The sequence below is a fragment of the Clostridium sp. LS3 genome (assembly GCF_055330225.1).
This window is the reverse complement of the sequence record NZ_CM143921.1, coordinates 1,699,793-1,726,717: the sequence shown is the minus strand read 5'-3', so window position 1 is coordinate 1,726,717 and position 26,925 is coordinate 1,699,793. Positions and strand designations below refer to the sequence as shown.

The window sequence follows — 26,925 nt, the reverse complement described above, 5'->3', positions numbered from 1 at the left end:
TTCCTCCTTATACTTTTTATATTTAAATTGTACATTCTTATTTTAAATTTGTCTAGGGTAATTTAAAATAAAATATTATTTATTTTAAATCTCTTTAATTTAAATTTGCTTTATGCTAATATAGATATGTAAAAGGAGGTGTTGTGTTTGTTTAAGTATCAACAAATTGCTTCAAAGATAAGAGCAGACATCATAAATGGAAAATACAATGAATCAGGAAGGCTACCAAATGAAGCTACATTATCTAGTTTATATAATTGTAGTCGTATGACTATAAAACAAGCTACCGACCATCTAGTAATTGAAGGATTAATTACAAAGAAAAAAGGTGCTGGTATGTACATAAGACCTAGATTATCTAATAAGAACTCTAGTCTATATTCAAATAAACCTAACGTATTTGGATTTAATAATAGCTTTAAAGATTTAAATACTATTACTAGAATAAAAACTTTTGAAGTTATTAAAGGTGATGATTCAATCACAGAAAAACTAAATTTAAAATCTGGCTCATTTCTTTATCATGTTGAAAGAGTTCGTATTATTGACGATGAACCTATAATTTTTGAAAATTTATATTTTCCTATAGATGTCATTGTAGGATTAACTGAAGAAATAATCTGTAATTCAATATATAACTATATTGAAAATGAACTGAATATAAAAATATATAATGCAGATAAGTTTATTAGAGCAGTTCTTCCATCTAAAGAAGTTCAAGGCATATTAGAAATATCTGAATATGACCCAGTTATAGAAATGCAACACGTTGTTTATAGCTCAAATGGAGAGCCTCTTGAATATGCTAACTTATGTTATAAAGGAAGCAAATATCAAATGCACTTTATTACTCAAAATTATGAATAAATATTTTAATATATTTTAATATATTTTTACCAAACTAAAATAATCTTATTTTTTATTTGTATTGTACTTTTGAAGCTAGTTCTTTAAACTCACTATCATATTTACAATTTATTTACCTAAATTTTATTATAAAAAAAGATTATGAAGATCTTTAATTATATTCTCCATAATCTTTTTTATTTAAATTAAGTTTTCTAATTATATTATGATATATATCTCATTAAGACGTTTATCAATAATTTAACATGATAAGAAAATTGTTTTTTAAATAGTTAAACTAATACTATAGAAACAATTTTATTATAAAGTAAGCTTTACTTAATTTTAAAGAATAATATTATTCTTTAATTACATATCTTAAAACATAAATATCACTATTTACATAATCTATACCAAATTCTATTGGTTTAGAATATTGATCATAATTTGTAGTAGCTATTTCAATAACAATTGCTTTCTCTGTTTCTGAAAAGAATTTAGCTTTTTCTCCAACTAATTCAACTGCTTTTAACTTTTGGTAAGAATGATTTATTTTAATATTATAATTTTTTCTTAATATATCGTAAAATGATTCATTTTCAAAAGTATATTGATTAAGGTCAGGAAACCTATCAGCTGAAATAAATACTTTTTCTATTACTACTGGATTATTATCTGCATATCTTAATCTTTCTAAAACATAAACTTCACTATTTACAGGTATTTTCAAATTATCTGCAATATAATTATCAGCTTTAATCTTATCAAACATTAAAACTTTAGAAGAGGTTTTAAAGCCTAAAGCTTCCATTGTTTCACTCCAGCCTTTAGAAACAGAGTTCATTGTTTTTTCAATATTAAAATGAGCTACAAAAGTTCCCTTACCTCTTATACGAGTTAACATTCCCTTGCTAACTAAATCATCTATGGCTCTTCTTACTGTCATACGGCTTGTATTAAAAAGATTACAAAATTCCTCTTCTGTAGGAATAAGTTCCCCTTTTTCATATCTTCGATCTTTTATTGCATCTTTAATATAATCAATAATTTCTTTATAAATAGGCTTTCCTGAATCTTTCATTATCTAGTCACCTGCTCTTAACTTAATATATTTATATATACATTTTGTATATATTTTATATTCATACAGTATATTAGTCAATATTACTTTAAGTCGAATACAATTCTTTAATATATTACTTATTTTTAATATTAATAGTATTTATTAAATAATTCGTTATTATATTCATCTGCTCCATCTAAGTTTGAACTTTTAAATACTGGTGGCTCTATGCCTTCTTTTACTAATTTATCAACAACAGTTACGATTATAGCTTGAGCTATTGCTATTCCTGTTGCATCTGAAGTTGCTCCTATTGGAACATTAAATCCTTCTATATAAAATGCAGCATCACCTTTTTCAGCACAATTATCTATTACCACATCAGCTATTTCATACATATTTTTTCCTGACTTATGTCTTGATTTAACTTGAGTGGAATGTTTAAGAGATGTTAATGCAATAACACTAGCACCTATTTCCTTAGAATATAAACACATCTCCACAGGTACATTATTTCTTCCTGAATTAGAAACAACCATTATAGTATCATTTTTATCTACTTTATATAAATCTAAAATGCTCTTTGAATATCCATCTAATCTCTCTAAATATGTGCTCTTATTAGGCATTTCATGTAGCATTAATTCTGGAGGCAATATTCCTTTTACATACGCTAGTCCACCAGCACGGATATATAACTCTTCAGCTACCATATGGGAATGCCCTGATCCAAACACGTAAAATCTTCCACCTTTCTTACAAGATTCTACTATTAAATCTGCTGCTTTTTCTATATTTTCACTTTGAGTTTCTTGTACTTCTTTTAATTTTGATATTACAAATTCTAAATATTTATTTGTTATCATTTCTATACACCCCTTATTATTCAATACTTTTAATTATTATGTTTTTTATGAAAAGTCTTCTTTTAATTTATCTAAAATAAATGAAATTATTTTTTCTCCTTGCCCTCTTTTTATAATACTTGAAGAAGCTTCGTAGCATTTACTATCAAAAGATTTTTTGTCAGCAAAATATAAATAATATCCATTTGTATATCCTAAAATTATGTTCTTTCCAGTCTCTTTTATTTTCTTACCTAAACTTGAAAAAAGCTCTCCAGGTATTGTTATAAAGTTCCAATCATTTATTTTTATTATATTTATTTCTATACTTAGCTTCTCCATTTTATCTATATACTTAGCAAACCTTAAATTTGTGCAAGCTCCTTCATACTCCGATTCTATTAATCTTAAATCCCCAGGAGAAATTCCCTCTTTCTTAGCTTCTTCTACTTTTCTTTTTAACTCATATAAAATCTTTTCAGCATTTTCAACACTATCTATATCTTTAATTTCTAAATCTAAATTATAATTTTTAACTTTTAATTTATTTATAGTTCCTTTATATATTGGATTTTCTAAACTAGTTTTAATTGCCCTTGCTAAATTTTCTACAAGCCTGTCTACCTCATCAAATGATGATTCTTTTCTTGTAAATCTAGTACTTATATCACCAGCACTTCCATTGGTGAAAATAACCATATCGTATGAATCTTCTAGATATTTTAAAACACCAGATGGAAGATCAGCTGTAATATATAAATTTTCTTGGTTCATTATTGTTGGGTGACATGCAAAATTATACATTAATATTTTTTTACCATTACTAAGTAGAAACTCCATTGTAAATAATCCTGTATCCCAAGGAAATTCAGTATTATGTCTTTCAGTACATACATCATAAACATGCGAAACGCCTATTTGTATTTCACACTTTTCTCTATTATCTAAGGCAACTTTTACCCCTTCTGCCAACTTCCTAACATAATCTTCAACTAACTCTTTATTATAATCTCCAAAAACACTCTCTAAACCCTTAAATATTCCATTTATATTATCAGAAACTCCTTTAGGCCCAGAATGAGTATGTGTAGCTCCCACTATTATATTGTTTTTCTTTATTCCTAAATATTTGACTTTATCATATATTTTTTCAACAAAATAATTTTCAACACAAAGGATATCCATTTGTATAAAACATAACAATTCATCTTTATTATCAATTATTAATATCCTTCCAAACAACTCATCATGAATACCTTTTGATTGTCTAAAACTATCATACCCTGAAAGTAATACTCCAATTGGTGGCGTTATATTTACCTGTGAAAATCCAACTCTTGTAGACATATAATTTCCCCTTTCCATTACATTTCAATTAAATACTTTAATTAGCTTTTAATAATTATTTTATTTATGTACATCCTTCTATATATTAATTTTATAATATGTATATACAATTTGTATATACATATTATATGTTTATTTAAAATTTAAGTCAATAAAAAACAAACCTATATTTAATAAAATTATTTTTGCTATCTAGCATTTTTAATAGTTAATATAAAAAAAGATTATGGAAAATTTTTATTGTTTTTTCCATAATCTTCGCTTTAATTTAATTTAAGTTAACTTTTTAATTATTTTATAATATTTTTAATATTAAATTCTTTTAAGTGCTTTTATTATATCCTTATCATATATTCCACCATGATAACATATTATTCTATTTATATCATAATTTAAAAGCCTCTCAACAGATTTCTTATCTTCATTCATATCTAAAGTGTACTGAGGTAGTGCAATAACTAAATCTCCATTGTCTATAACTAAAGCATCTCCAGCTATTAAAGATTTACTTTCTTTATGGTAAATAGATATATGTCCCGGCATATGTCCAGGTGTAGATACTATTTCAATCCCTCCACAGAAATCAAAATAATCTTTATCTTTTAAATTTATATCTACATTACAAATTTCTATTGATTCAAGCATTTTATGAAAATTTTTAGCTTGCTCTTTTTCTTCTTCTGGCAAAGAATTATATATACTTTCTGCCTGTTGTAATCTTAATGATTTTTTATTACCATTAATATATGGTGCATCTTCTTTAGATGCTAACACTTGTACGCTAGGATATTTTCTCTTAAATTCTGCCAATGCGCCCATATGATCAAAATCATGGTGTGTTATAATTATTTTAGATAATTTTTTTATATCAATTTCATTACTTATTGCAACATCTTCAATTAACTTTAAAAAGTTAGGATACCCACAATCTATTAAAATCATTTCCTTTTCATCTTCTAGTATAACTGGATAAATAGTATTGTTTTCTCCATCAAAGCTAAAGTTTACTTCTAATATATTGATTTTACTCATGTTAGAAACCCCCTAGTAAATTATTAATTGCTTTAATAATATCATAAACATAAAAAATATAGTTAGTACATGAATAACTCTGTACCATATATGATCATAATACAGTGCAATTAAAGAATTTAACTAAAAATATTTTATTTAATTTTTATTCTAAGTTTTCTAATAATTCGTCTAATGCTATTTTCAGTAAGATAATATTTATTAATTTAATATATTCTTCTTTATTTTCTTTATAATAAATATATCTACTATTTATTATAAACTTCCATTTGCTTATTAATATGTTCCTCACAAGAACGCATAGCTAAAATTGTCTCTTCAAATAATTTATCTAATTCCCATCCAAGCATCTCTGCACCTTGCTTAATTACATCACGTGAACATCCAGCTGCAAATTTCTTATCTTTAAATTTTTTCTTAAGACTTGAAATTTCCATGTCCATAACACTCTTTGACGGACGCATTCTTGCAGCTGCACCAATTAATCCTGTAAGTTCATCTACTGCAAATAATACTTTTTCCATTTGATGCTCTGGTTTAGGTTGTTCCTCTAAACAAAGCCCATACCCGTGACTAGCTGCTGCTCTTATTAACCTTTCATCAATACCTCTTTCTCTCATAATTTCCTGAGTTTTGCTACAATGCTGTTCTGGATACATCTCAAAATCTAAATCGTGAAGTAGTCCCACTAAAGACCAAAAGTCTGCTTCATCTTCATATCCTAATTTTTCTGCAAAATACTTCATAGCACCTTCAACGGTTAAAGCATGTTGAATGTGAAATGACTCCTTATTGTATTCAGTAAGCAAGTTCATTGCTTCTTCTCTTGTTATCATAATAATATCCTCCTTTAAAACTTTATAAAAATTTTAACTTTCAAAAATATTATATCTACACCATAACGATTCATAACTCTGATAAAATTTAGCTTTTTAATTTCCTAAATTAATTCATAAATATTTTTTATCTCTATTGATTCCTATAAATAGTTACGATATAATATTTTACGAACGTAAAATATATTTAATGTTAATTATATTTTACACTTGTAAATTATAATTGTCAATGTGATTATAGGAGGTTATCCCTTAATGAATATAAATTTTATTATTGCAGAAAATCTAAAAGCACTTCGTACTGAGCGCAATTTAAGTTTGGGTCAACTTGCTGAATTATCTGATGTTAGCAAAGTAATGATATCTCAAATTGAAAAAGGTGATACTAATCCAACTATAAATACTTTATGGAAAATAGCTAACGGATTAAAAGTTCCTTATACTTCATTACTTGAACAAAAGGAAAATGATACTTGTATTATAAGTAAAAAAGACATTGAAGCTCAGCTTACTGAAGAAGGACATTATCGATCATATTGTTACTATACAAGTACACCTTATCGTAATTTTGAACTTTTTCAAATTGAAATTGATGAAGGTTATTCGTACAAATCCTTAGGTCATTCTGAAAAGTCACAGGAATATATTATGGTACTTGAAGGTGAATTGACATTAAAAATAAATAATAAAATTTATAAATTGAATCCTGATGATTCTATAAGCTTTTCCGCATCTACTGAACATATATATACTAATAGCGGAAAGGGAATTTTAAAGGCTACAATAACAAATTTTTATCCTGCCTAATACTTAGGCAGGATATTTTAGGATTATATACTAATATCTAAATTCAATAAATTTATTCCAGCATTTCTTAACATAAAAGAATAAGAAGCTCCCTTCAAATAAAATAAAACCTATATAATAGACACTTGTAAAAGGTAGCCTATCTATATAGGTTCATTTTACATATGTCCTCATTTTTTATTAGGTATTTGTTTGTTTTTTATTTATACATGTACCATTAACATTGTAAATGAATAATATGATAATTAAGCCAATAATAACGATACTAAGTGATACTTTTATATTATTGTTTTGGTTAGTTTTTAAACATAGATTCTCGTATGTATTTATTTAATTTTGGAGGATATCATTATGAAAAAAATAATTCATAATATTTTGCACAATATAATATTTCGTAGTAATAATAAGTCTAATACAAAAAAAAATTCAGCTAAACTAAGACAATTTTCCTATGAAATTCAGGTTATAGCTGAAAATCTATATGTGCCTTGGGCAATAGATATAAGTGATGAAGGCAAAATATATTTTACAGAAAGGTCTGGATCAATTAGAATTATTGAAAATGGTAAGCTTTATCCTCAACCGCTTATCAAATTTAGCCAACCATTTACAAGTCAAGGAGAAGGTGGTCTAATGGGGATTGCTTTAGATCCAAATTATTCACAAAATCATTACATTTATGTTATGCATTCATATATAGAAGGCAGCGAAATATATAATCGTGTTGTAAGATTAATTGAAAATAATAATAAAGCATACATTGATCGTGTTCTTATTGACAAAATTCCTGGAGGACGAATTCATAATGGTGGAAGAATAAAAATTGGTCCAGATAAAAAATTATATATAACAACTGGAGATGCAGGAAATGCTGAATTAGCACAGGATATAAAAAGTACAGCCGGGAAGATACTTAGAATAGAATTAGATGGTAGTATTCCAAAAGACAATCCAATTATTAATTCTCCTATTTATAGCTTTGGTCATAGAAACCCTCAAGGTTTAGCTTGGAATTCTAAAAATATATTATATGCATCAGAGCATGGACAGTCAGCTCATGATGAAATAAACATAATAAAACCAGGAGCAAATTATGGCTGGCCTTTAGTTCAAGGATATGAAGAATCTGAAGATATTACAGTTACTAAACCTTTAATACAAAGTGGAGAAGAAACATGGGCTCCATCTGGCATTGCCTTTGCTAATCAAGGCCCATGGAAAGAAAAGTTACTTGTTGCTAATTTACGTGGACAACAATTACTTACTATTTCTTTAAATGGAAAAGGGACAATAGTTAAAAATATAGAGCCCTGGTTAAAAAATGAATATGGCCGCTTACGTGAAGTTATTCAAGGTAAAGATGGATCAATTTATATAACAACAAGTAATAGAGATGGCAGAGGAAATCCTGCTATATCTGATGATAAGATTCTTCGTCTTATTCCAAAATAATATTAAGTTGCTTAAAATAAAACTCTTTTATTTTAAATAAACAATTACATTTTTTAACCCATCTGTAAAAAAGATAAAGGAGATATATCTTATCTATGATATACCTCCTTTATTCCATTAAGAAATCTTATATATTTATTATATGTAAATATTAATTTTTTTAATCACTGCTATAATATTTTTTTTAGTTTACTCTTGTTAATTTTAATGTCTCTTTATGTCCTATAATAATAGGTACCTTCTCTATTCTAACGTTACTAGTATCTATTCCAAACCATCTGGCTGGTGAGACAGTTAATTTCTTAATTAATAACTTTGTACTTGTAATAAAGCTATCCCATCTAGAAAGTTCACTTTCGTTAGAAAGTATTTCCTCTAATAATATAAATCTAAAATCTCCAACAATAAATTTTCCATTTTGGCTAATCATATAGTCCTTTTTAGTAAATTCAACCTCACCACTACTAGCTAGATCTTGGATAATTTGATGTAAAAACACATTAATTTTTTGATCTACACGGAATCCAAGGTTAAATTGAATACTAAATGCTTTATTTGGTACAATTGTTCTCACAGTATATTCTGTTGTATATGGTTCATCTGTTACCCTAACATTTACAAACCAATAAAAATTTGCACGTTTTGGTTGTTTATTAAATATAGAAAATATTATTTTACTTTCTATCTCTTTATAATTTTGTGATTCAGTTAAATAAACAAGATTAGTAGCATATAAAGGTATTTCCTTATCTTCTTGTAATGATTTAAAATGCTTCTTATAAGATCTTATATCAACATATTGACTAAATCTTTTTCTAATTATTGTACCATAAATCCAAATATACATAAGGAATATAAGTGCTCCTGAAATTATAATAGTCACATATCCACCATGTATAAATTTAAATAAATTAGCATATAAGAATGCTGTTTCTATAACCATAAAAGTAGCAAATATTATTATAGACATAATTTTTTTCTTTTTGTTAAATCTTAAATATTGAGATAATAAAATAGTCGTCATAAGCATTGTTATAGTAATTGCCAAACCATATGCTGCTTCCATATTTTCTGATTTTTGAAATTTTAAAACTAATAAAACACAACCAACATATAATAAATAGTTAACAGCAGGTATATATATTTTCCCTTTATCATCATTAGGATATCTAACTTGAAGTTTTGGGAACATATTTAATTTAATAGCCTCAGAAACCAATGTAAATGATCCTGTTATTAAAGCTTGGCTAGCGATTACTGCTGCAATTGTAGCTATTATAGTTCCTGGTATAACAAACCAACTTGGCATAATTAAAAAGAATGGATTTTCTTTAATTACACTTCCTTCTCTTAGCATTAACCATGCTCCTTGTCCTAAATAGTTTACTACTAAACATATTTTTACAAATATCCATGTATAGTGAATATTTTTCTTACCACAATGACCAAGGTCTGAATAAAGTGCTTCTGCTCCAGTAGTACAAAGGAAAACAGCTCCTAAAATGTATACACTTCTAGGATTGGTTGCTAGTAATCGAATTCCATAATAAGGATTTAAAGCTTTTATTATTTGAGGATATTGCATTATTTGGCTAAAACCTAAAGCAAAAAGCATTAAAAACCATATAACCATCATTGGTCCAAACATTTTTCCTATTACATCAGTTCCAAATCTTTGAAGCAAGAATAATACCGTTAATATACTTATTACAATTATAATTATTCCCTTAGTTTCTATTGGAAAAACTAAAGTTAGTCCCTCGATAGCAGATGTTACTGTTACTGGTGGTGTAATCATCCCATCTGCAAGTAATGATGCTCCACCTATGACAGCAGGTATAATTAGCCACTTAGCTTTTTTTCTTACAAGAGTATATAAGGAAAATATACCCCCTTCACCTTTATTATCTGCCTCTAAAGTTATCATTACATATTTTATTGTTGTTTGAAGCGTCAAAGTCCAAAAAACAAGAGATACTCCACCTAAAATAAGCTGATTTGATATGTATCCATTGTCTACTCCAAGCATTGATTTCATAACATAGAGAGGTGATGTACCTATATCTCCATATACAATACCTAATGCTACTAAAAGAGACGCTATGCTAATTTTCTTGTTCATTTTTTATTATTTCCTTCCTATGTTTGCAAATTTAAAAATCTAACTTAATCATTATAATCCTCGCTTCTTTTAATGTCTACATCACTTGTATTTAATATTTTATCTTTATTTATATATATAGTTATATGTATTTATCTAAATATTTATTCTTTATAACAATGCTCTAAAATACTCTAAAATACTTAATAATACTCTAAAATATAAATCAGGAAGGCATATAATAGCTTCTTCCTGATTCCAAATAATATAAAGTTTTTTAACACTTATATATAGTTTACTATAAAATTAAGGCTCCTCTATGATATACTTCTATTAATCCTCTTAACATGTTTTTTTCTTGCTCTAATATTATCTATATTCCCCTTCTTTATTTCATTATAAAGATTTTCTATTTCTTCTTTTGAAAGTTTTATATCTGACGGGTATTTTTTTATAAATTTCTTTAGCTTTTTTAATTGAATTACTGACGTTTCTGTTTTCACTTTTTTTAGTTTTGATTTATTTGTAAAGACTATTACTGAAATAAATATATCTCTTTTACCTAGATATTCTTCTAAGGCTTTTATGTGTCCATAGTTTTGTCTTATTGGGTTGTAAAATTGATTTTTATTTCTATTTAGAACCTGTGTCCAGTATTTTGAGTATTGTTCTCCATAAATTGAGCCACTGTAATCCTTTGTTTCTATTACAAATACTCCTTTTTTTCCTATTAGGACATGATCTATCTGGCTTGTGCCATTCTCTCTTTTTATCATTATGTCACTTAACAACTTATATCTAGGAATCTTTTCTAGAACCTCATTTACTTCTTCTTCTCCTTTGTTTATTTCTTTTTTCCATCTTCTTTTTTTAATTAATGCTACTATAACTATTATTACTAATATTAATATTACTAAAATTATCTTTTGTATATCCATTTTCCTTCTCCTAATTTTTTATCTCTTGTGCATTATTTATTTCTATCCTTTCTATTTTAGTTTTTACTTACATTTTATATTTTACTATTATCTTTGTAAATAAGGTTATTCTAATGTTAAAATAAAAAGGTTAGACATCAATTTGTCTAACCTTTTTCACTTACTATATTTACTATTGTTATAAATAGCTTTTTCAACTCTATCTATATGACCTTTTAAAATCAATTAATTAAATTTTAAATTTTTGTATCATTTCATTAAGTTTTTGTGCAAGCTCTGCTTGGCTTTGTGCTGTTTGAGCTACTTGTTCTATAGCCTTTGTAGTTTCATCCATACTTTCTTTTATTGTAACTGCTTCTTCACTAGATTTTTGTGAAGCTTCAGCCATATTTTGAACTGCTTCACTTACTTGTCCAACTGTAGCAGTAACTTCTTCTGACATAGAAGCAATTTCATCAGACATTTTACTTACAAGATCTGAATCACTGTAATATTGATTTCCTGTTTCTTTGTAGTTTTCAATTTGGTTATTTACATTTGTATTTATAAAATCTAATATATCCTTACCTGTATCTATGCTACTTTTAAATGCAGCTTGAACTTTTGAAATAGTTTCTTGAATACTTAATGCTGATTCTTTAGATCCTTCTGCAAGTTTTCTTACTTCTTCAGCTACTACAGCAAAGCCTTTTCCTTGCTCTCCTGCTCTTGCAGCTTCTATAGCTGCATTTAATGCAAGTAAATTGGTCTGCTCTGCTATACTCCCTATAGTATCTGCCATAACCTTTATAGTATCTACTATTTTACCATCTTCAATAGCTTTTTCCATATTTGTTTGTTTTTCAGCATATATTCTCCTTGTTTCTTCAATTGCTTTTTCACTATTATCCTTAACTTCTGAAGCTCTTTCTTTAGATTTATTTGCATTATTGCTTCCTTCCATAGCGGTTGAAGATAATACATTTATACTTGCGTCTACTTCTTGAACAGAAGCACTTATCTCTTCAGATGTAGCACTTGATTCTTGCATTCCTGCAGCTATGTTATTTACAGCTTCATCAATAGTTTCTGACTTTGATAACAATTCCTCTGCTGTTGCTGAAAGTTCTTCAGAGGATGCACTTATATCTTCTGAGTTTTCCATAATCATTTTTATTAAATTATTTACATTTTCTTGAGCTGCATTTAAAGCTACACCTGTTTGTCCAAATTCATCCTTTCTTGTAATAGTAAGAGGAGTTGAAAAATCATAGTTTGATAATCTTTGTGCAAGATCTTTTATTTTATTTAGCGGATTTATTATATTTTTACTTAATATATATGCCATTAAAATTATAATGACAAATACTATCACTGTATAAATTATTACTGTGTATACAACCTCATTAAATTGTTCTATATTTCTTAAATTAGCCTCCTCAGCTGATTTTTCATTTATCTCAATACATTTTACCAGTTTTGGAAACATAGATGCTATTGAGGCTGTTATTTCTGAATTATAAAGTTTAATTGCTTCATCATAATTATTTGCTTTTACAAGGTCTATTACTTTAGATTTTAACTCTCTATATTTTAATAAATCTTCTTTAAAATCAAAATATATATCTTTTTCTTCTTGAGTAGCAGCTAAACTTTCATATTCCTCCATGATTTTTTTATTTTGTTCCATAATATTATCAAGAGTTTTTACTTCTTCATCTATCTTAGATTTATCCTTTTCAAAAATAATTTTAAATACATTAGCATTATCATAATTTAAATTTGATTTTATTGCTTGTAAATCTTTAATAGATATTAAGTTAACATTATACATTTTTTTTGCACTTTCATTTATAGTTCTAGAGCTTAATATACCCTCTCCTCCAATTAATAATATAAAAATACATATTACTGAAAAGATTGTAATAAGCTTTTTCTTTACTCCTAAATTAATAAAAAATTTCATTTTAATTCTTCCTTTCTTCTTTGTTGTTTGTATATAACTTTTTCTTCCTTATAAATACTCGTCCTTTTTCTATATAATTTTAAAATATTTTAAGAAAAAATTTATTTTTTATAATTAATATATAATTTTATTAAAATTTATATTAATATTATAATTGAAACCTTTTCTTTTTAATATTTTTTATATTGTTTAATATTTTCATTTTGGTTTTTATTTTTTATATTTTATACTCATTTACGAGTATTTTATTTAAGATAATATAGAGAAATCCACTTTAGAATAGACCTCCTAATTATTTAGCTACTAAATTGATTAATATATTTTTCTCTTTTTACTTATATATGCATCAAGTTTCTTCCTTTTAAAGTTAATATAGTAAAAATTTATTTATTTTAATTGTTAATTATAATATACTAATATAAAGACTTTTGAAATGAGGAGATATATTGAATAAAACTACACTTGTTAACTTTAGTAAAGTTATTTTTAGCTTATTTATAATTTCCACTATAGCTATGTTATTTATTGTATATAAAAATATTAATCATCCATTAGCCAAGAACTTTGGGATTTATTATTTATATTTAACATTTTTTATAGTTATATTTACTCCTATAATAGTTATTATTAAGATTAGAAAATTAAAATGGATAGAAATAAAAAATAGATTAATTAAATTTATTGCTTTATTTATTTTATTAGGATCCTTGAACTTCATTCTTGATTACTTTTTTAAACCTGGCGATATAGATTTAGTTAAAAATCTAACTTTATCCTTTGGTTTTTCATTTGGAATATCATTTTTAGATGTTTTACTCTTAAGTAAGAAAGATTAGATTATTATATCATTATTTATATAGTTAAATGAAAAAAGTATCAATATTAAGTAATTATTGATACTCTTTTTTATTAAATAATTGTTTATTACCTTATTCTTTATAGAAAAATATGTGTAATTATTATTTCATCGAATAATTAAAATATAATTTCCTATAGGTAAAAAAATAGTTAGTAAAACTACCTCTAGTCTACCAACTACTTTCCTAATATCACTTTTGTTTAACTAAATTTAAGAATATTGTATAGATGTCTTGTTATTCTTTTATTTTTTAATAATTATAATTAATCACACTGGTGAAAATTATATCATTTATAATCTATATAAAATGTTAAAAGAATAGCTTTTATCCTTTTCTCTAACTTAAAAATGTACTTATAATTGCAATTATAATGTATAGATAGGATTCTAATTTAATAATTACGCTATCATTATAAGCACTTTTAACTACTGTCTTATTAGAAAGCTTATTAAAAATAAACCATCCGCAAATAGTTCCTATGGCATTCATTATTAAATCATTAATATCTGATGCACGAAATGGAATAAATAATTGACCAATTTCGATAATAATTGAAAATAATATTCCTGCAAATAATGTAGGTAATAATGTTCTATACTTTTCCCATAATGTTGGTAATAAGAATCCAAATGGCATAAAAAATATTATATTAAGTATAGCTGAAATTTCAAGTCCATCGTTAAAAGGTAATAAATTTATAGTAGGATTAAATATTAGCTTATTTGATGCTAAAAGTCTTTGCCATTCACTTAAAGAAGGAAACCCTACTACCTCTTTTAATGCAATCATAAGATATAACATAAATAGATATCCAAAAAAGTAATGTTGCCATTCTATTTTCTTTTTAAGCTTATTACTATTTCTATTTAATAAAAAATTTAAAATAGTTATTAGAAAAATTGACATTATCATTGATATCATATAACTTTTCATCATAATAATTTTCTCTTCCCCCATTAATATTCAATTAAAAAGTAATTCAAAGAACTCTTTTTACTCATTTTAGATTTTTAAACATATTATACCATTTATTTAGCGAGTATTCTAGAAGGTTTCTCCAAAAGTAATTTTATTATAATATATTTTACCTACCATTTTACTACAATTGTTATTTATAGATATTAATATTATAATTTAGAAAAATATCTAAAATAAAAGGAGGTATGCTTATTGTTCTTTTATTTTATTAAATTTAATTTTCATCCTAAAATAAAAAAGCTATCATTTCTCATATTACTGTGAAATAATAGCTTTTAATCTTTAGCTCTGTTAGACATTTTTGTTGATATGATAGTTACGTAATCACATATGATGGAATTTTAATATCTGACCTATCTATTCTCCCTATCTACAACGCATTGTCCTTCATAAAATACTTTTATAATATCTTTAGTATCTGTAATATCTAACCCAGGAATACCTCTACTTGCAATAAAGTTTGCTTTCATTCCAATTTTTAATGCTCCGATTTTATCTTCTAATCCTAAAACTTTAGCTCCATTTAAGGTTATTAATGATAAATTTTCATTTTCATCTAATCCTAAGTTTTTTAATATTATCATTGATGGATTTGATATTTTCATTAATACTTCTGGTCCTTTTGGATTATCATCATTAAAGTTCAACCATGGCAAGCCAGTATATGGAGGTAAATATGAATCTGTCGCTATTGCAACAAGTATTCCTTCCTTAACCATACTTGCAATTTCTTCTGGTAAGTTTGGTGTTAAATGTGTTCCTCCTAATGGAGTTGCAACAATACTAATATTTAAATCTTTTACTTTTTTCATTAAATCTTTAGTTATTCCATGGCCATGATGTATAATATCCATTTTAGCTTCTAAAGCCATTTCTATTCCTTCTACTCCAGCTACATGACAGCCTATTTTCTTTCCTTTTTTATGGAACATTTCTACTATTTTATTTATTTCCTCTTGTGTATAAATTATTTCCCCTGCTCTTGGAACTAATTTTTCTTTTAAATTAGCAGGAGTTGCATTAATAAAGATATTTTCTCCTGGATACTCACTTTCTTCAATTAGCTTTTCTATTATTTCTTCATTAGTAAGAGTACTTTTATCAACTGTATTTTTTCCTGTTATAGATGTTAAATTTACTAGATTTTTAAAACCAATTGTTATGCTATTAGTTGAAAATACTATATCTATAGGTAGTTTTTTCACTCTTTCTTTATACTTATTTAAATTTATTTCATACATTGGTGAGCCACAAATTTGTTCCCCAAAGGCTGTAATTCCTGACATTAATCCATTTAAAATTAAAGCTTCTTGTGCTATTTCATAAGTAACTTCAGTTACTGGATAAACTGTTGATGGTGCATATTCAAACAAATGTGTATGACAATCTACAAGTGATGGTGTAATTACTAAATCTTTAAAATCTATTATTTCTAAATTTTTATATTTTAATTTAATACTATTGAAATCCCCTATATCTTCTATAATTCCATCACTTACTACAAAAGCTCCATTATATAACGTTCCTAAATCACTTACTGTAATAATTTTATTTGATTTGACTATATATTTATTATCCATACAAACCTCTAAATAATTATTGGTGTTAAAAGTAATCCTATAATTAAGCAGCTTACAATTCTAATAGCTGTACCTAATAAAGCTGCAAATAAGGCATCTCTTTCATTTAAATCTGAATTTCCCTTCCAAGTAACTGGTATTTGTCCAAATATAACTGATAATGGTAATCCTGAATTAGCAAGTACAAATCCTCCTACTACAAGAGCTGGTGAAATACTCTCCATTTCACTTAGTTGAGCCATTGCCAGTGTTGGACTAGCAAGTATTGATACTATACCTGTAGCTGGTTCTATACTTAAGCCTTGTAATACTGTATTCATAAAGCTTTCAATTAATGACCAAATTCCGAAAAAATCAAGAACTCCAATTATAGTAAATACAGCTGCTACTGCTGGAATAATAACTAAAAATAATAGATGAGCTCCTTCTTTTGCAGAACTAAAAATAGTATCTAATATCTTTGTTTCTGGAGTGAATCTTGGTAATTCTTCTAATTCTACTGCTTCAGTATCCCTATAAACAGTTTTTGATAAGATAATTGGAACTAAAACTATAGGTAAAAATATACTAACTATCACTAAAGGTAATGCTGATATACCAAACTTAGTTAAAACAACTATACCTAACACAAGTGTTGCAAAGGATTGAGGTGATTGAATCATTGTAGCTATAGCAATTTTTTGCTCTGCCTTTGTAGCTTTTGCCTTAATTAAAACTGGACCAGCTATAGCCCCTGCTGCATTTATATCACCTAAAACATTATATATACTAGGAATAATTACAGATGGATTTATTTTAAAGACCTTCATTATTGGAATAAAAATTCTAATTAGTGCATCTGTAAATCCTAATCTCTCTAAGATTCTACCTACTATTACACTTATGATAATTGCTACACCAACCTCACTTAATAGAAATACATTTACTACTATTGGGAATACCTGTTTTGTAATACTATCGAATAAACCTGATATAGATTCTGGAGATACTAAAAGAGTTATAAAGGATAAAATAACTAATGCTAGACCTAATATTTCAATACCTCTCCACTTCTTCCTAGAATTCTTGTTTAATTCCATTTTCTATTCTCCTAATATTTTTGTGTAATATATAATATTAGGAATCTACGAAATTGTTTACCTTAGTTTGTAATGTCTAATAATCAACCTCTTCTTTGTAAAGTAAAATATTTAGTCATAGCCACTAAAGTTTTATTGTATATAGATTGTAAAATTGTTTTAAATTTACTTTTACTGCTATATAATAGATATATGGTCTAATAATTCCTCATTGTATATGGCTATAACTTATAAAAGTATCAAAAAATTTAAATTTAGGAGGTAATTTTATGAGGCAAGATAAAAGATTTGAAATTGTATCTACACAAGGAGCTATAGAAAGTTATAGAGTAATAGTTGATAAAGAAACTGGTGTTAATTACTTATATGTTAGCAATGGGACTTCTGGTGGATTAACTGTTTTACTAGACTCTGAAGGAAAACCAATCATAACAAAAAAATAAATAATGACTCTTAATCTTTAAGTTGTTTTACACAAAACTATATATAATTTATATTCAAAAATATTGAAATTTATTATAATATAAGACAAGCTATTATATAATTAATATATATTAAGAAAATCGTTAGATAGGTATAATTAAATTATACTTATAGATTGGGGGTAAATTAAAATGGATGAAAGTGGTAATACTGTAGTGAAAGAGACTATTAAAAAAGGAATTTCTTTCGGTTCTTGTTTAGCAATGATTATATCTTATACTGCATGGAAATCAATACCTTGGGCAATTTTTCACGGTATTCTAAGTTGGGTGTATGTTATTTATTACTGGATTACATATTAATAATATAGATTGTGTTAGATAAAGGTGTTGTTTAAGAGAAGTCATCTTGACTTCTCTTAATTGGTATAATAAAAGAACCCTATTTCTAGAGTTCAATATTGATTAGTTTATTTTCTTGACTATTTTAAATCATACTACTTACACCATTCTTTCTTCAATATAGCATATTCGTATGTATCAAGCCATATAGGCTCACCATTAATATCAGTTTTAAAATATATATTTTTCAAAAGCAACCCCTCACGTCTCATGTGTAAGCGTTCAAGTAGTTTCCAAGAATGTTCATTCTTTGGGCTACACATTGCTATAATACGTCTCGCTCCTAAATGTTCAAAGGCATAATTAAGTAATGCTTTTGCACTCTCTGCTGCATAACCTTGCCCTTGGTACTTCCTATTAAACACATATCCTAATTCCCATGTATCAAAGTCTCCTTCATCCAAATATAAGTTTCCAATTAACTTTCCACTTTCTTTTAAGCAAACTGCATAAAAAGACTCATCATTTGATCTTCTAATTGTCTCTTCCTTAGCCTGATTTTCTGAATAAACATCATATGGTTCGAATTTAACAACTTCTTCATCTGACAAGTATTCATATAAATCCTGCCAGTCATTTTTTTGAAACTTTCTAATAATTAATCTATCTATAACTATGTTTTCCATTCTAATCTCCCTTATTATCTATAGGAGAATGTACCTCCTACAATTTGTTTCCTCAATAAAAATTTCTACTTTCATATCAAGTTCCTCCTTTCCCTAAAATTTAATCTATATATATTAATAGATTACTAAATAAAATATAACTGATTCTACTTCTTAACTAAAATTAAATAGTTAAGAAGTAAAGAACATTTATATTACAATTATATCATCAACTTCAAAATAATGTATATAACGAAGCTAAATATATTGTTATCTTCGTTCCTGATCCTACTTCACTTTCTATATTAATGCTTCCACCATGCCATTTTATAACTTCTTTGGCTATTGCCATTCCAAGTCCTGATCCTTTGGATGATGAGCTTGTATTTACTCCTCTATAGTATCTATTAAAGATATTTTTTAAATCCTCTTCCCTTATTCCTTGTCCGTTATCTTCTATTATTATTTTTATATGTTCATCTTCTCTTAAAACAGATATATCAACTATAGTGTCTTTAGAATTATGCTCTAATGAATTAATTACAAGATTATTTAATGCTCTTTTTAAATACTTTTTATCACAACTTAATAATATTTTTTCATCATCATAATTAAAGTTTATTTCTCTTTCGCTATACTTACTATTATTTAATAAATCTATTATAATTTCCTGAGATAAAGCTACTATATTCTCTTCTTTAAAACTAATTGGAAGCACTTTATTTTTTAATTTGTAAATTAAGGATAAATCATTAACTAATTCTTGAATATACTCACTATTGTCTAATATACTATTTCCATACCTTTTAGCATCTTCAATATTTATTTCATATGCATCACCTTTCAGAAGTTCTGCATACCCCTTAATTGAGCTTAGTGGAGTTTTTAAGTCATGACTGATATTAGCTATCCATTCTTCCTTTGCTTTATCTACTTCTTTACGATGAATTTCATTTTCTTTTAAAATAACAGATAAATCATTTATATTTTCACTTACTTCTTTATATATTCCTTGCTTATTTTTTTTATCTTTATATATTCCATTTTTTAAATCATCAATATCCTCAACTACTGATACCATTGGTTTAACTAAATTCTTGCTGAAGATATACGATACAATAATCATTACAATTAAAGCAAAAATTATAATTGCTATATGATACTTTAAACTTTCTTCTGTGAAAGTCATCTTAACTTTAAAAATCTTATTTATTGGTAATCCAACTAATAATGTATAGCTTTCATTTCCACTAACTATATTACTTGTTGAAATAGTAGTAGGTGCCTTACTTTCCCATGGATTTTGTATAAGTTCTATTAAATCTGCTGTTAAATAGCTACTTGGTACATTCTCTGGTTTATTTACTTCATATACTTGATTATTTTCTTTATTTAAAACTTGTATCCAAATATTATTTTCTACTAATGTATCAATATTTTTATCATCTAAATTAAATTCATCATCTCTCTCTAAATCTTCTATATATGTTTCTACAAGCTCTGAAGGTCTAAATGATACGCTAAATAGTTTTTCTCCAAATGTTATATTACTATTATATATTACTAAATTTAACACTATATAAACTGTCATAGTTATATAATAAACTAATACCATAGATATTAGTAATTTTATCGTTAATTTTACTTTCATATTAATCAACTAGCTTATAGCCAATCCCCTTTAATGTTTTTATATGCTTTGGATCACTTGGATTATCTTCTAGCTTTTCTCTTAAATGTCTTATATGAACCATAATGGTATTATCATAACCATCATACTCATATCCCCAAATTTCCTCACATAATGAACTTTTACTAAATACTTTGTTCTTATTTTTTGCAAGATATAAAATTAGTGAATATTCCTTTGCAGTTAGTGATATATTTTCTCCTCGCTTTTTTACTTCTCCTGTATCTTCGTTTATAGATATATCGCCAAATACATATATCTTTTCTTTTTTTGTTTCACTGATGATATTTACTCTTTTTAACTGTGATTTTACTCTAAGTACAACTTCTTTAATATTAAAGGGCTTAGTTACATAGTCATCTCCACCAGCTTCTAACCCTTTAATTTTTTCTTCATCTTCACCCTTTGCTGTTAAAAAAATTATTGGACACATTGAAAATTTTCTAATTCTATCACAAACTTTGTATCCATCTATATCAGGTAAATTAACATCTAAAATTATTATATCTGGATTTGTTTCTTTAGCTAATAAAATTGCATCTATTCCATTATCAGCCTCATATATTTCCTTAAATCCTTCTTTAATAAATACTTCTTTTAATAATGATAATAATTCTCTTTCATCATCTACCAGCATTATTTTTTTGTCTAATATTTCATCTATAGCCACGATAGTTCATCCCCCTTATCATTAGTTGTATTTTACCATAATTAGACTTTATTTTATATCTGATTTTGTAAAACTTATAAAATCTAAAGAAAACATTGCTAAAGATAATAGTATAGAAGCACCTAATATTATATATCTTTGTGAGTTTGTTATGTTACCTCCAACTACCATCATGGAATATGTCCATGGAGCATAAACCCAAAAGCTACTTTGTGCAATAAATATATTTGTAATTAGCATAATAACTCCAGCAGATATTACTGGTATTATACTTGAAAAGTTTCTACCAATTATAAATAGTAAAATTATTATTGGTAATGTTGTAATAAAAATTTGTAATCCATAAGATAATATATTTAAATTAAAGCTTACGCTTTTGCTTATATAGAATCCTCCTAAGGTTGTGCAAACAATATATGATAATAATGAAGTAATTAAAGTAATTATCATTACCCTGTACTTAGAGAAATAAATACTACTTTTCTTAATAGGTAAAAGCATTAACTGTTTCCAGCCACTATTGTCATTTTCAACCTTTGTTATTACACATGCTGTATATATATTTAGTAGTGGTAAAAGTAGTGACAAATAAGCAACTGATGAAAATACTAATATTGCTTCTGAAGGATTTAGTCCACCTACAGAGCTTAAGTTTTGTGCTTGCTTTACAACTATTAATATTATTGGTATTGGAAGAAGTAACGCCATAAATAATAATGAGCTCTTTTTAATTTTTAATAATTCTACTTTTAATAATTCCATTTCTATACCTCCACCTAATAAACTTCCTTATTATTAAAATATCTTTTTATTAATAATGAACCTATAAAAATTATAACTGCTGATATAATTAAAACTAAAGTTATTTCATCTCTACCTTGAGTTATTGAAAGTAATGAAAAACCATAAGGATTAATATTTTTAATAAAGTTTTCACTATAGTATAGATTTGAAGAAACAATACTTAACACTGCAGCTATACCTAGGGATACAAGTAAGTTCTTATTTTTTATATTTAAGAATAAATGTATAACCATTATTACTAATGATGCTATTAACTGTATAGCAAACATAACTATAAAAAATCTCCAAGGTATAGGCTCTTGAAACTTAAATATTTTACCTACTGCTATTAAAGAGAAAACATTTAATAATAACATTACTATAGAATAAAAACTTGCTACTATATATTTTGATAGTAAAATATTTGTTCTCTTTATTGGTTGAGTTAATAAAAATGTCCAAGAATTATTTTTATATTCACTTTCAAATAATGTTGCTAAAATTAATGCTGCAAATATAGGCATAAAGTCATTAAAATATAACATTCTTTGCTCCTTTATTAAAACTTGCCATGATGTTAAGCCATTTTCAATTGCCTTTGGTAATAACCAACTTTCATATCTTATTAATAAATCTACACCTAAAAGCACAGATACTCCTAAAGGAATAGCTAGTACAAATAAAATAACTAGATTTCTTTTTTCCTTAGCAAATTCGTTTTTTATTAAACTTATTAGCATGCTTCACCCTCCTTAGTTAATCCTAAGAATATTTCTTCCAAAGAGCTTTTTTCTTCTGATAAATAATTCAATGCATATCCTGCCATAACAAGTTCTTTGCAAATTGTAGATGCAGATGCATTATTTCCTTTAACCTTTAACTTACCACTTTCTTCATTAACTCTATAACCTCTTGAAACTAATAGCTTACATACTAATTCATTTTCTTCATCATTTTCTATACCTATTAATACTTCATTAGTTGAATTTTTCTTTAAATTATTTAAAGAGCCTTGATATAGTAACTTTCCTTTATTTATTACAGCAACTTCAGTAGCAACTAATTCAATTTCACTTAATATATGACTAGAAATTATTATCGTAATATTTTTTTCTTTAGCTAAGTATTTTATTAAATTTCTTATTTCTATAATTCCAGCTGGATCTAGCCCATTTGTAGGCTCGTCTAATATTAAAAGCTTTGGATTTCCCATAAGAGCTTGTGCTATTCCTAACCTTTGCTTCATACCTAGTGAAAACTCTCTAACTTTCTTATTTCTATCATCCCATAAATTCACTAGCTTTAACTTCTTTTCTATTTCTTCTTTATTTACTTTTAATACTCTTCTTAATATATCTAAATTTTCATAAGCTGTTAAATGACCATAATATGATGGACTTTCAACTAAAGCTCCTATATCCTTTAATATCTCTTCTCTATTATTTCTTATTGATTTTCCAAAAACACTAATTTCTCCACTAGTAGGTTTTACTAGCCCTAGTATCATTTTTATTGTTGTAGATTTTCCTGCACCATTTGGTCCTAAAAACCCATAAACCCCTCCTTCTCTAACCTTTAAATTTACATTATCAACGCTATTTGCATTATTAAATTTTTTAATTAAATTTTCTGTTTTAACAATATATTGACTCATAATTACTCTCCTCTTCAACTTTATGAGTTAATTATAAGTTCCTAACCTTAATGTAAATTTCAGATGACCTTAATTCTAGCTTAATTTTAGAACTCTATTAGATTTAAATATTGATTTGTAACACAAAATAAGGTAGCCAATATTGACTACCTTATTTTAATTAGAACTTAATTATCTTTAATTAAATCTATATGGATTTTTCTTTTTCATTAAACAATAGCACATATATATACCCCAAACGATTATAAATACAAAAGAAATTCCTTCACAGAAGCCAAATGTAAAATCTGATAATGAACTCTTTAATATATGACTTAAAGATAAAATCAAGTAACCCACTGCTGAAAATAATAGCATTACAAACTGAAATCTTTTATTCATTTTACTAACCTCCATAAAATTATTATATATCATTCTACTAAATTATATGAATACTTCAAATAAATTGAAATTAATTTATTGCTTATTTAAATTACTAATATTTTTTATCTCCTATCTTCTTCACTATTCCTGTAATTAAAGTTATCAGTGGCCAAGATAATACTACTAAAAATAATGCTATAAACATAAATACACCACTTAAAGGAGTAAATATGAATACGTTTCTTGCTAAAGGAACTATAAAACTTATCATGAAAATGCCTATCATACTCACCACTAGAGTTAGTCTCCAAATATTTAAAGGATAAGCTACTCTAGCTAATACTACAAGACCTATTCCACCTGCCACTATTACAGATAATGTTCTGCATTCCTCTAATGAAAGGCCTGCAGTATATGTAAGAATAAATATGGTTACTGTACTTAATGCTATTACCACTCCATTAGGAATGGAAACTTGTAATATTCTCTTTAAAAATCCTTTTTCCACTCTATCCTTATTAGGTCCTAATGCTAAAAAGAAAGAAGGAATTCCTATGGAAATAGATCCTATAAGAGTTAGTTGTATTGGCATTATAGGGTAAGGAAGAAGTGCTATTGCAAATATAGTGGATAGGATTATAAAATTAATTGCCTTAGTTAAATACAACTCTGATACTTTTTCAATGTTATTTATCATCTTTCTTCCCTCTGACACTACTTCAGGTAAAGCACTAAAGTTAGAATCAAGCAAAACTAATTGAGCTACTGCCCTTGTTGCATCACTACCTGATGCCATAGCTATACCACAATCTGACTCCTTTAATGCTAATACATCATTAACCCCATCTCCAGTCATTGCAACTGTATGCCCCTTTGACTGAAGGGCTTTAACTAACGCTTTCTTCTGATGAGGAGTAACCCTTCCAAATACAGTGTTTTCCTCAACCACCTTAGCTAATTCCTCTTTGTCATCTGGCAAAGTTCTAGCATCAACATAATTTTTAGCTCCTAAGACTCCAGCTCTCTCTGCTACTGCAGCAACTGTAACTGGATTATCTCCAGAAATTATCTTTAAAGTAACTCCTTCTTTTCTAAAATACTCTAATGTTTTTGGAGCTTCTTCTCTAATTATATCCTCTATTAGTATAAGAGCTCCTTTCTCCATATTATTAGGTAACTTCTCACTTAATTCTTCTCCATTAAAGTTAGCTAATAATAATACTCTTCTTCCTTTTACTGCTTCTTCCTCAACCTGTTCTCTTATATCTTCGTATGAATCTCCTAAAATCATTTCTGGAGCCCCTAATACCCAATTTCCTTTATCTTCAATGGTTATTCCACTCCATTTTCTAGCTGATGAAAAAGGTACCTTTTTTAATATATTTAAGTTTGATGAAGTGCTATATCTTTCTAAAATTGCATGTTGAGTTGGATTTGTGTGAGGAAATGCATGAACTATAGCTGATAATACCTCGTCTATATCTTCCTTACCTCTTTCACCTAAGGCCACAACATCAATTAACTTTAAAGCTCCCTCTGTTATAGTCCCCGTTTTATCCAAACAAAGTACATCAACTCTAGCTAAAACCTCTGTAGCTGGCAGTTCTTGAACAAGAGTTTTCCACTTGGATAATCTAACTACGCCTACAACAAAAGTTAAGCTTGTTAATAATACCATTCCTTCTGGAACCATTCCAACTATTCCAGCTGTAGTCCCTATTACTGCTTCCTGCCAGCTTCTCTCACTAAAAAGAATTTGCGTTGTTACCAACAATCCTCCTATTGGAATTATTAACCACATTATTATTTTTAATATTTTATTTGTGGCTCCTTGGAGCTCTGAATTAATCAATTTAAATTTTCTTGCCTCATCTGCAAGTTTTGCGGCATATGTATTGGCTCCTACATTGCTTACTTTAGCATAACCCTCTCCTGCCACTACAAAGCTTCCTGATAGAAGATTACTACTTTCTTTTTTCCCAACAGAATCTGCTTCTCCAGTTAATAGTGATTCATCTACTTCAAATTCACTATCTTTAAGCACTATTCCATCTGCTACTATTTGATTTCCTGGAGTTAAAATCATTACATCATCTAAAACTAGTTCTTCTACATATATCTCCTTAGCCTCTCCATTCCTAATAACCTTAACCTTAGACATATTAAGTACAGAGAGCTTTTCTAGTATAGACTTTGCCCTAAGTTCTTGTATTATTCCTAATAAAGTATTACTTATTATAACTCCCGCAAAAAGTGCATTTTTAGGAGAACCTGCAGTTATTACAATTACTGCCAGCACTGCATTTATAGCATTAAAAAGAGTAAATAAGTTTGCCCTTATTATTTGTCCTATTGTCCTTGATGGTGCTTTAGGAAGTATATTTACCTGTCCTTTTTTAATTCTTTCCTGTACTTCTCCTTCGGTCAGACCTACAACTTTTGCCCCTAATTTGTCATTATTCACTGATTCATCCTGAGTTTCTAAATTTCTATCCATCTATCGCTTTAACTCCTTATTATAAAAACCTAAAATTAATACTTTTAATCTTTATTAACTTTAAATAATTCTATTTAACCATATATTAAATATACTTATCCTTTAAGAGGATTTTAATACAATGTAGTCA

At 26.7% G+C, this 26,925-nt stretch carries 25 protein-coding genes; 6 read left to right on the top strand and 19 right to left on the bottom strand.

Going from position 1 to position 26,925, the window contains the following annotated elements; all coding sequences use genetic code 11:
• The first annotated feature begins 147 nt into the window (after window positions 1-147).
• Window positions 148-867 (top strand): GntR family transcriptional regulator, encoded by a 720-nt coding sequence (locus tag ACZJV1_RS08035; protein WP_411167411.1) that lies wholly within the window; start codon window positions 148-150, stop codon window positions 865-867.
• Window positions 868-1,204: 337 nt separating this feature from the next.
• Here the strand turns inward: ACZJV1_RS08035 and ACZJV1_RS08030 are convergent, their stop codons facing one another.
• The 5 genes from ACZJV1_RS08030 to ACZJV1_RS08010 all read right to left on the bottom strand — a co-directional run bounded on the left by ACZJV1_RS08030 (window position 1,205) and on the right by ACZJV1_RS08010 (window position 5,969).
• Window positions 1,205-1,927, bottom strand: a complete 723-nt coding sequence (locus ACZJV1_RS08030) for a GntR family transcriptional regulator (protein ID WP_463651957.1) — start codon at window positions 1,925-1,927, stop codon at window positions 1,205-1,207.
• A gap of 131 nt (window positions 1,928-2,058) precedes the next feature.
• A complete protein-coding gene (locus ACZJV1_RS08025) occupies window positions 2,059-2,775 on the bottom strand; it encodes an SIS domain-containing protein (protein ID WP_460288855.1) in 717 nt (238 codons plus the stop codon).
• A 45-nt stretch (window positions 2,776-2,820) separates the two neighbouring features.
• Window positions 2,821-4,101 carry a neutral/alkaline non-lysosomal ceramidase N-terminal domain-containing protein gene (locus tag ACZJV1_RS08020; protein WP_463651956.1) on the bottom strand — a complete coding sequence of 427 codons (1,281 nt, stop codon included), beginning with the start codon at window positions 4,099-4,101 and terminating at the stop codon, window positions 2,821-2,823.
• A gap of 312 nt (window positions 4,102-4,413) precedes the next feature.
• Window positions 4,414-5,133, bottom strand: a complete 720-nt coding sequence (locus ACZJV1_RS08015; protein ID WP_463651955.1) for an MBL fold metallo-hydrolase — start codon at window positions 5,131-5,133, stop codon at window positions 4,414-4,416.
• Window positions 5,134-5,381: 248 nt separating this feature from the next.
• Window positions 5,382-5,969 carry a hydrolase gene (locus tag ACZJV1_RS08010; RefSeq protein ID WP_411167406.1) on the bottom strand — a complete coding sequence of 196 codons (588 nt, stop codon included), beginning with the start codon at window positions 5,967-5,969 and terminating at the stop codon, window positions 5,382-5,384.
• 255 nt (window positions 5,970-6,224) lie between these two features.
• Between ACZJV1_RS08010 and ACZJV1_RS08005 the strand changes: the two genes are divergently transcribed.
• Complete coding sequence (locus tag ACZJV1_RS08005; protein WP_463651954.1) at window positions 6,225-6,776, top strand: helix-turn-helix domain-containing protein; 552 nt, start codon at window positions 6,225-6,227, stop codon at window positions 6,774-6,776.
• A gap of 351 nt (window positions 6,777-7,127) precedes the next feature.
• Window positions 7,128-8,228: a PQQ-dependent sugar dehydrogenase gene (locus tag ACZJV1_RS08000; protein ID WP_463651953.1), complete on the top strand. Its 1,101-nt coding sequence runs from the start codon at window positions 7,128-7,130 to the stop codon at window positions 8,226-8,228.
• A gap of 184 nt (window positions 8,229-8,412) precedes the next feature.
• Here the strand turns inward: ACZJV1_RS08000 and ACZJV1_RS07995 are convergent, their stop codons facing one another.
• The 3 genes from ACZJV1_RS07995 to ACZJV1_RS07985 form a co-directional block, all read right to left on the bottom strand.
• Window positions 8,413-10,350, bottom strand: a complete 1,938-nt coding sequence (locus ACZJV1_RS07995) for a KUP/HAK/KT family potassium transporter (protein WP_463651952.1) — start codon at window positions 10,348-10,350, stop codon at window positions 8,413-8,415.
• A gap of 296 nt (window positions 10,351-10,646) precedes the next feature.
• Window positions 10,647-11,267: a nuclease-related domain-containing protein gene (locus ACZJV1_RS07990; RefSeq protein ID WP_463651951.1), complete on the bottom strand. Its 621-nt coding sequence runs from the start codon at window positions 11,265-11,267 to the stop codon at window positions 10,647-10,649.
• Window positions 11,268-11,496: 229 nt separating this feature from the next.
• Window positions 11,497-13,212, bottom strand: coding sequence for a methyl-accepting chemotaxis protein (locus ACZJV1_RS07985; protein ID WP_463651950.1), 1,716 nt, complete (start codon window positions 13,210-13,212; stop codon window positions 11,497-11,499).
• Between the two features lie 446 nt (window positions 13,213-13,658).
• On the opposite strand from ACZJV1_RS07985, the gene ACZJV1_RS07980 reads away from it, so the two are divergent.
• Window positions 13,659-14,048, top strand: a complete 390-nt coding sequence (locus ACZJV1_RS07980) for a hypothetical protein (protein ID WP_463651949.1) — start codon at window positions 13,659-13,661, stop codon at window positions 14,046-14,048.
• 360 nt (window positions 14,049-14,408) lie between these two features.
• On the opposite strand, the gene ACZJV1_RS07975 is transcribed toward ACZJV1_RS07980, so the two are convergent.
• The 3 genes from ACZJV1_RS07975 to ACZJV1_RS07965 all read right to left on the bottom strand — a co-directional run bounded on the left by ACZJV1_RS07975 (window position 14,409) and on the right by ACZJV1_RS07965 (window position 17,709).
• Window positions 14,409-15,008: a VanZ family protein gene (locus ACZJV1_RS07975; RefSeq protein ID WP_463651948.1), complete on the bottom strand. Its 600-nt coding sequence runs from the start codon at window positions 15,006-15,008 to the stop codon at window positions 14,409-14,411.
• Between the two features lie 395 nt (window positions 15,009-15,403).
• Window positions 15,404-16,630 (bottom strand): amidohydrolase family protein, encoded by a 1,227-nt coding sequence (locus tag ACZJV1_RS07970; protein ID WP_463651947.1) that lies wholly within the window; start codon window positions 16,628-16,630, stop codon window positions 15,404-15,406.
• A gap of 8 nt (window positions 16,631-16,638) precedes the next feature.
• Entirely contained in the window at window positions 16,639-17,709 is a 1,071-nt protein-coding gene (locus tag ACZJV1_RS07965; protein ID WP_463651946.1) for a hypothetical protein, read from the bottom strand.
• Between the two features lie 269 nt (window positions 17,710-17,978).
• Here ACZJV1_RS07965 and ACZJV1_RS07960 point away from each other — a divergent pair, with 269 nt between their 5' ends.
• The gene (locus tag ACZJV1_RS07960) at window positions 17,979-18,152 is read left to right on the top strand and encodes a DUF6440 family protein (RefSeq protein ID WP_411167396.1); all 174 of its coding nucleotides are present in this window, start codon (window positions 17,979-17,981) and stop codon (window positions 18,150-18,152) included.
• 171 nt (window positions 18,153-18,323) lie between these two features.
• Entirely contained in the window at window positions 18,324-18,494 is a 171-nt protein-coding gene (locus tag ACZJV1_RS07955) for a hypothetical protein (RefSeq protein ID WP_322413194.1), read from the top strand.
• 134 nt (window positions 18,495-18,628) lie between these two features.
• On the opposite strand, the gene ACZJV1_RS07950 is transcribed toward ACZJV1_RS07955, so the two are convergent.
• From ACZJV1_RS07950 to ACZJV1_RS07915, 8 genes are all read right to left on the bottom strand, one after another.
• The gene (locus ACZJV1_RS07950; RefSeq protein ID WP_411167395.1) at window positions 18,629-19,159 is read right to left on the bottom strand and encodes a GNAT family N-acetyltransferase; all 531 of its coding nucleotides are present in this window, start codon (window positions 19,157-19,159) and stop codon (window positions 18,629-18,631) included.
• A 214-nt stretch (window positions 19,160-19,373) separates the two neighbouring features.
• Window positions 19,374-20,789: a sensor histidine kinase gene (locus tag ACZJV1_RS07945; protein ID WP_463651945.1), complete on the bottom strand. Its 1,416-nt coding sequence runs from the start codon at window positions 20,787-20,789 to the stop codon at window positions 19,374-19,376.
• 1 nt (window position 20,790) lies between these two features.
• Window positions 20,791-21,498 carry a response regulator transcription factor gene (locus ACZJV1_RS07940; RefSeq protein ID WP_463651944.1) on the bottom strand — a complete coding sequence of 236 codons (708 nt, stop codon included), beginning with the start codon at window positions 21,496-21,498 and terminating at the stop codon, window positions 20,791-20,793.
• Between the two features lie 48 nt (window positions 21,499-21,546).
• Window positions 21,547-22,260 (bottom strand): ABC transporter permease, encoded by a 714-nt coding sequence (locus tag ACZJV1_RS07935; protein ID WP_463651943.1) that lies wholly within the window; start codon window positions 22,258-22,260, stop codon window positions 21,547-21,549.
• A 14-nt stretch (window positions 22,261-22,274) separates the two neighbouring features.
• Window positions 22,275-23,021, bottom strand: coding sequence for an ABC transporter permease (locus ACZJV1_RS07930; RefSeq protein ID WP_463651942.1), 747 nt, complete (start codon window positions 23,019-23,021; stop codon window positions 22,275-22,277).
• Entirely contained in the window at window positions 23,015-23,935 is a 921-nt protein-coding gene (locus ACZJV1_RS07925) for an ABC transporter ATP-binding protein (RefSeq protein WP_463651941.1), read from the bottom strand. Before ACZJV1_RS07925 ends, ACZJV1_RS07930 begins: the two co-directional genes overlap by 7 nt.
• A 177-nt stretch (window positions 23,936-24,112) precedes the next feature.
• A complete protein-coding gene (locus ACZJV1_RS07920; RefSeq protein ID WP_463651940.1) occupies window positions 24,113-24,316 on the bottom strand; it encodes a hypothetical protein in 204 nt (67 codons plus the stop codon).
• A 94-nt stretch (window positions 24,317-24,410) separates the two neighbouring features.
• Entirely contained in the window at window positions 24,411-26,795 is a 2,385-nt protein-coding gene (locus ACZJV1_RS07915) for a cation-translocating P-type ATPase (protein WP_411167388.1), read from the bottom strand.
• Window positions 26,796-26,925: the final 130 nt, after the last annotated feature.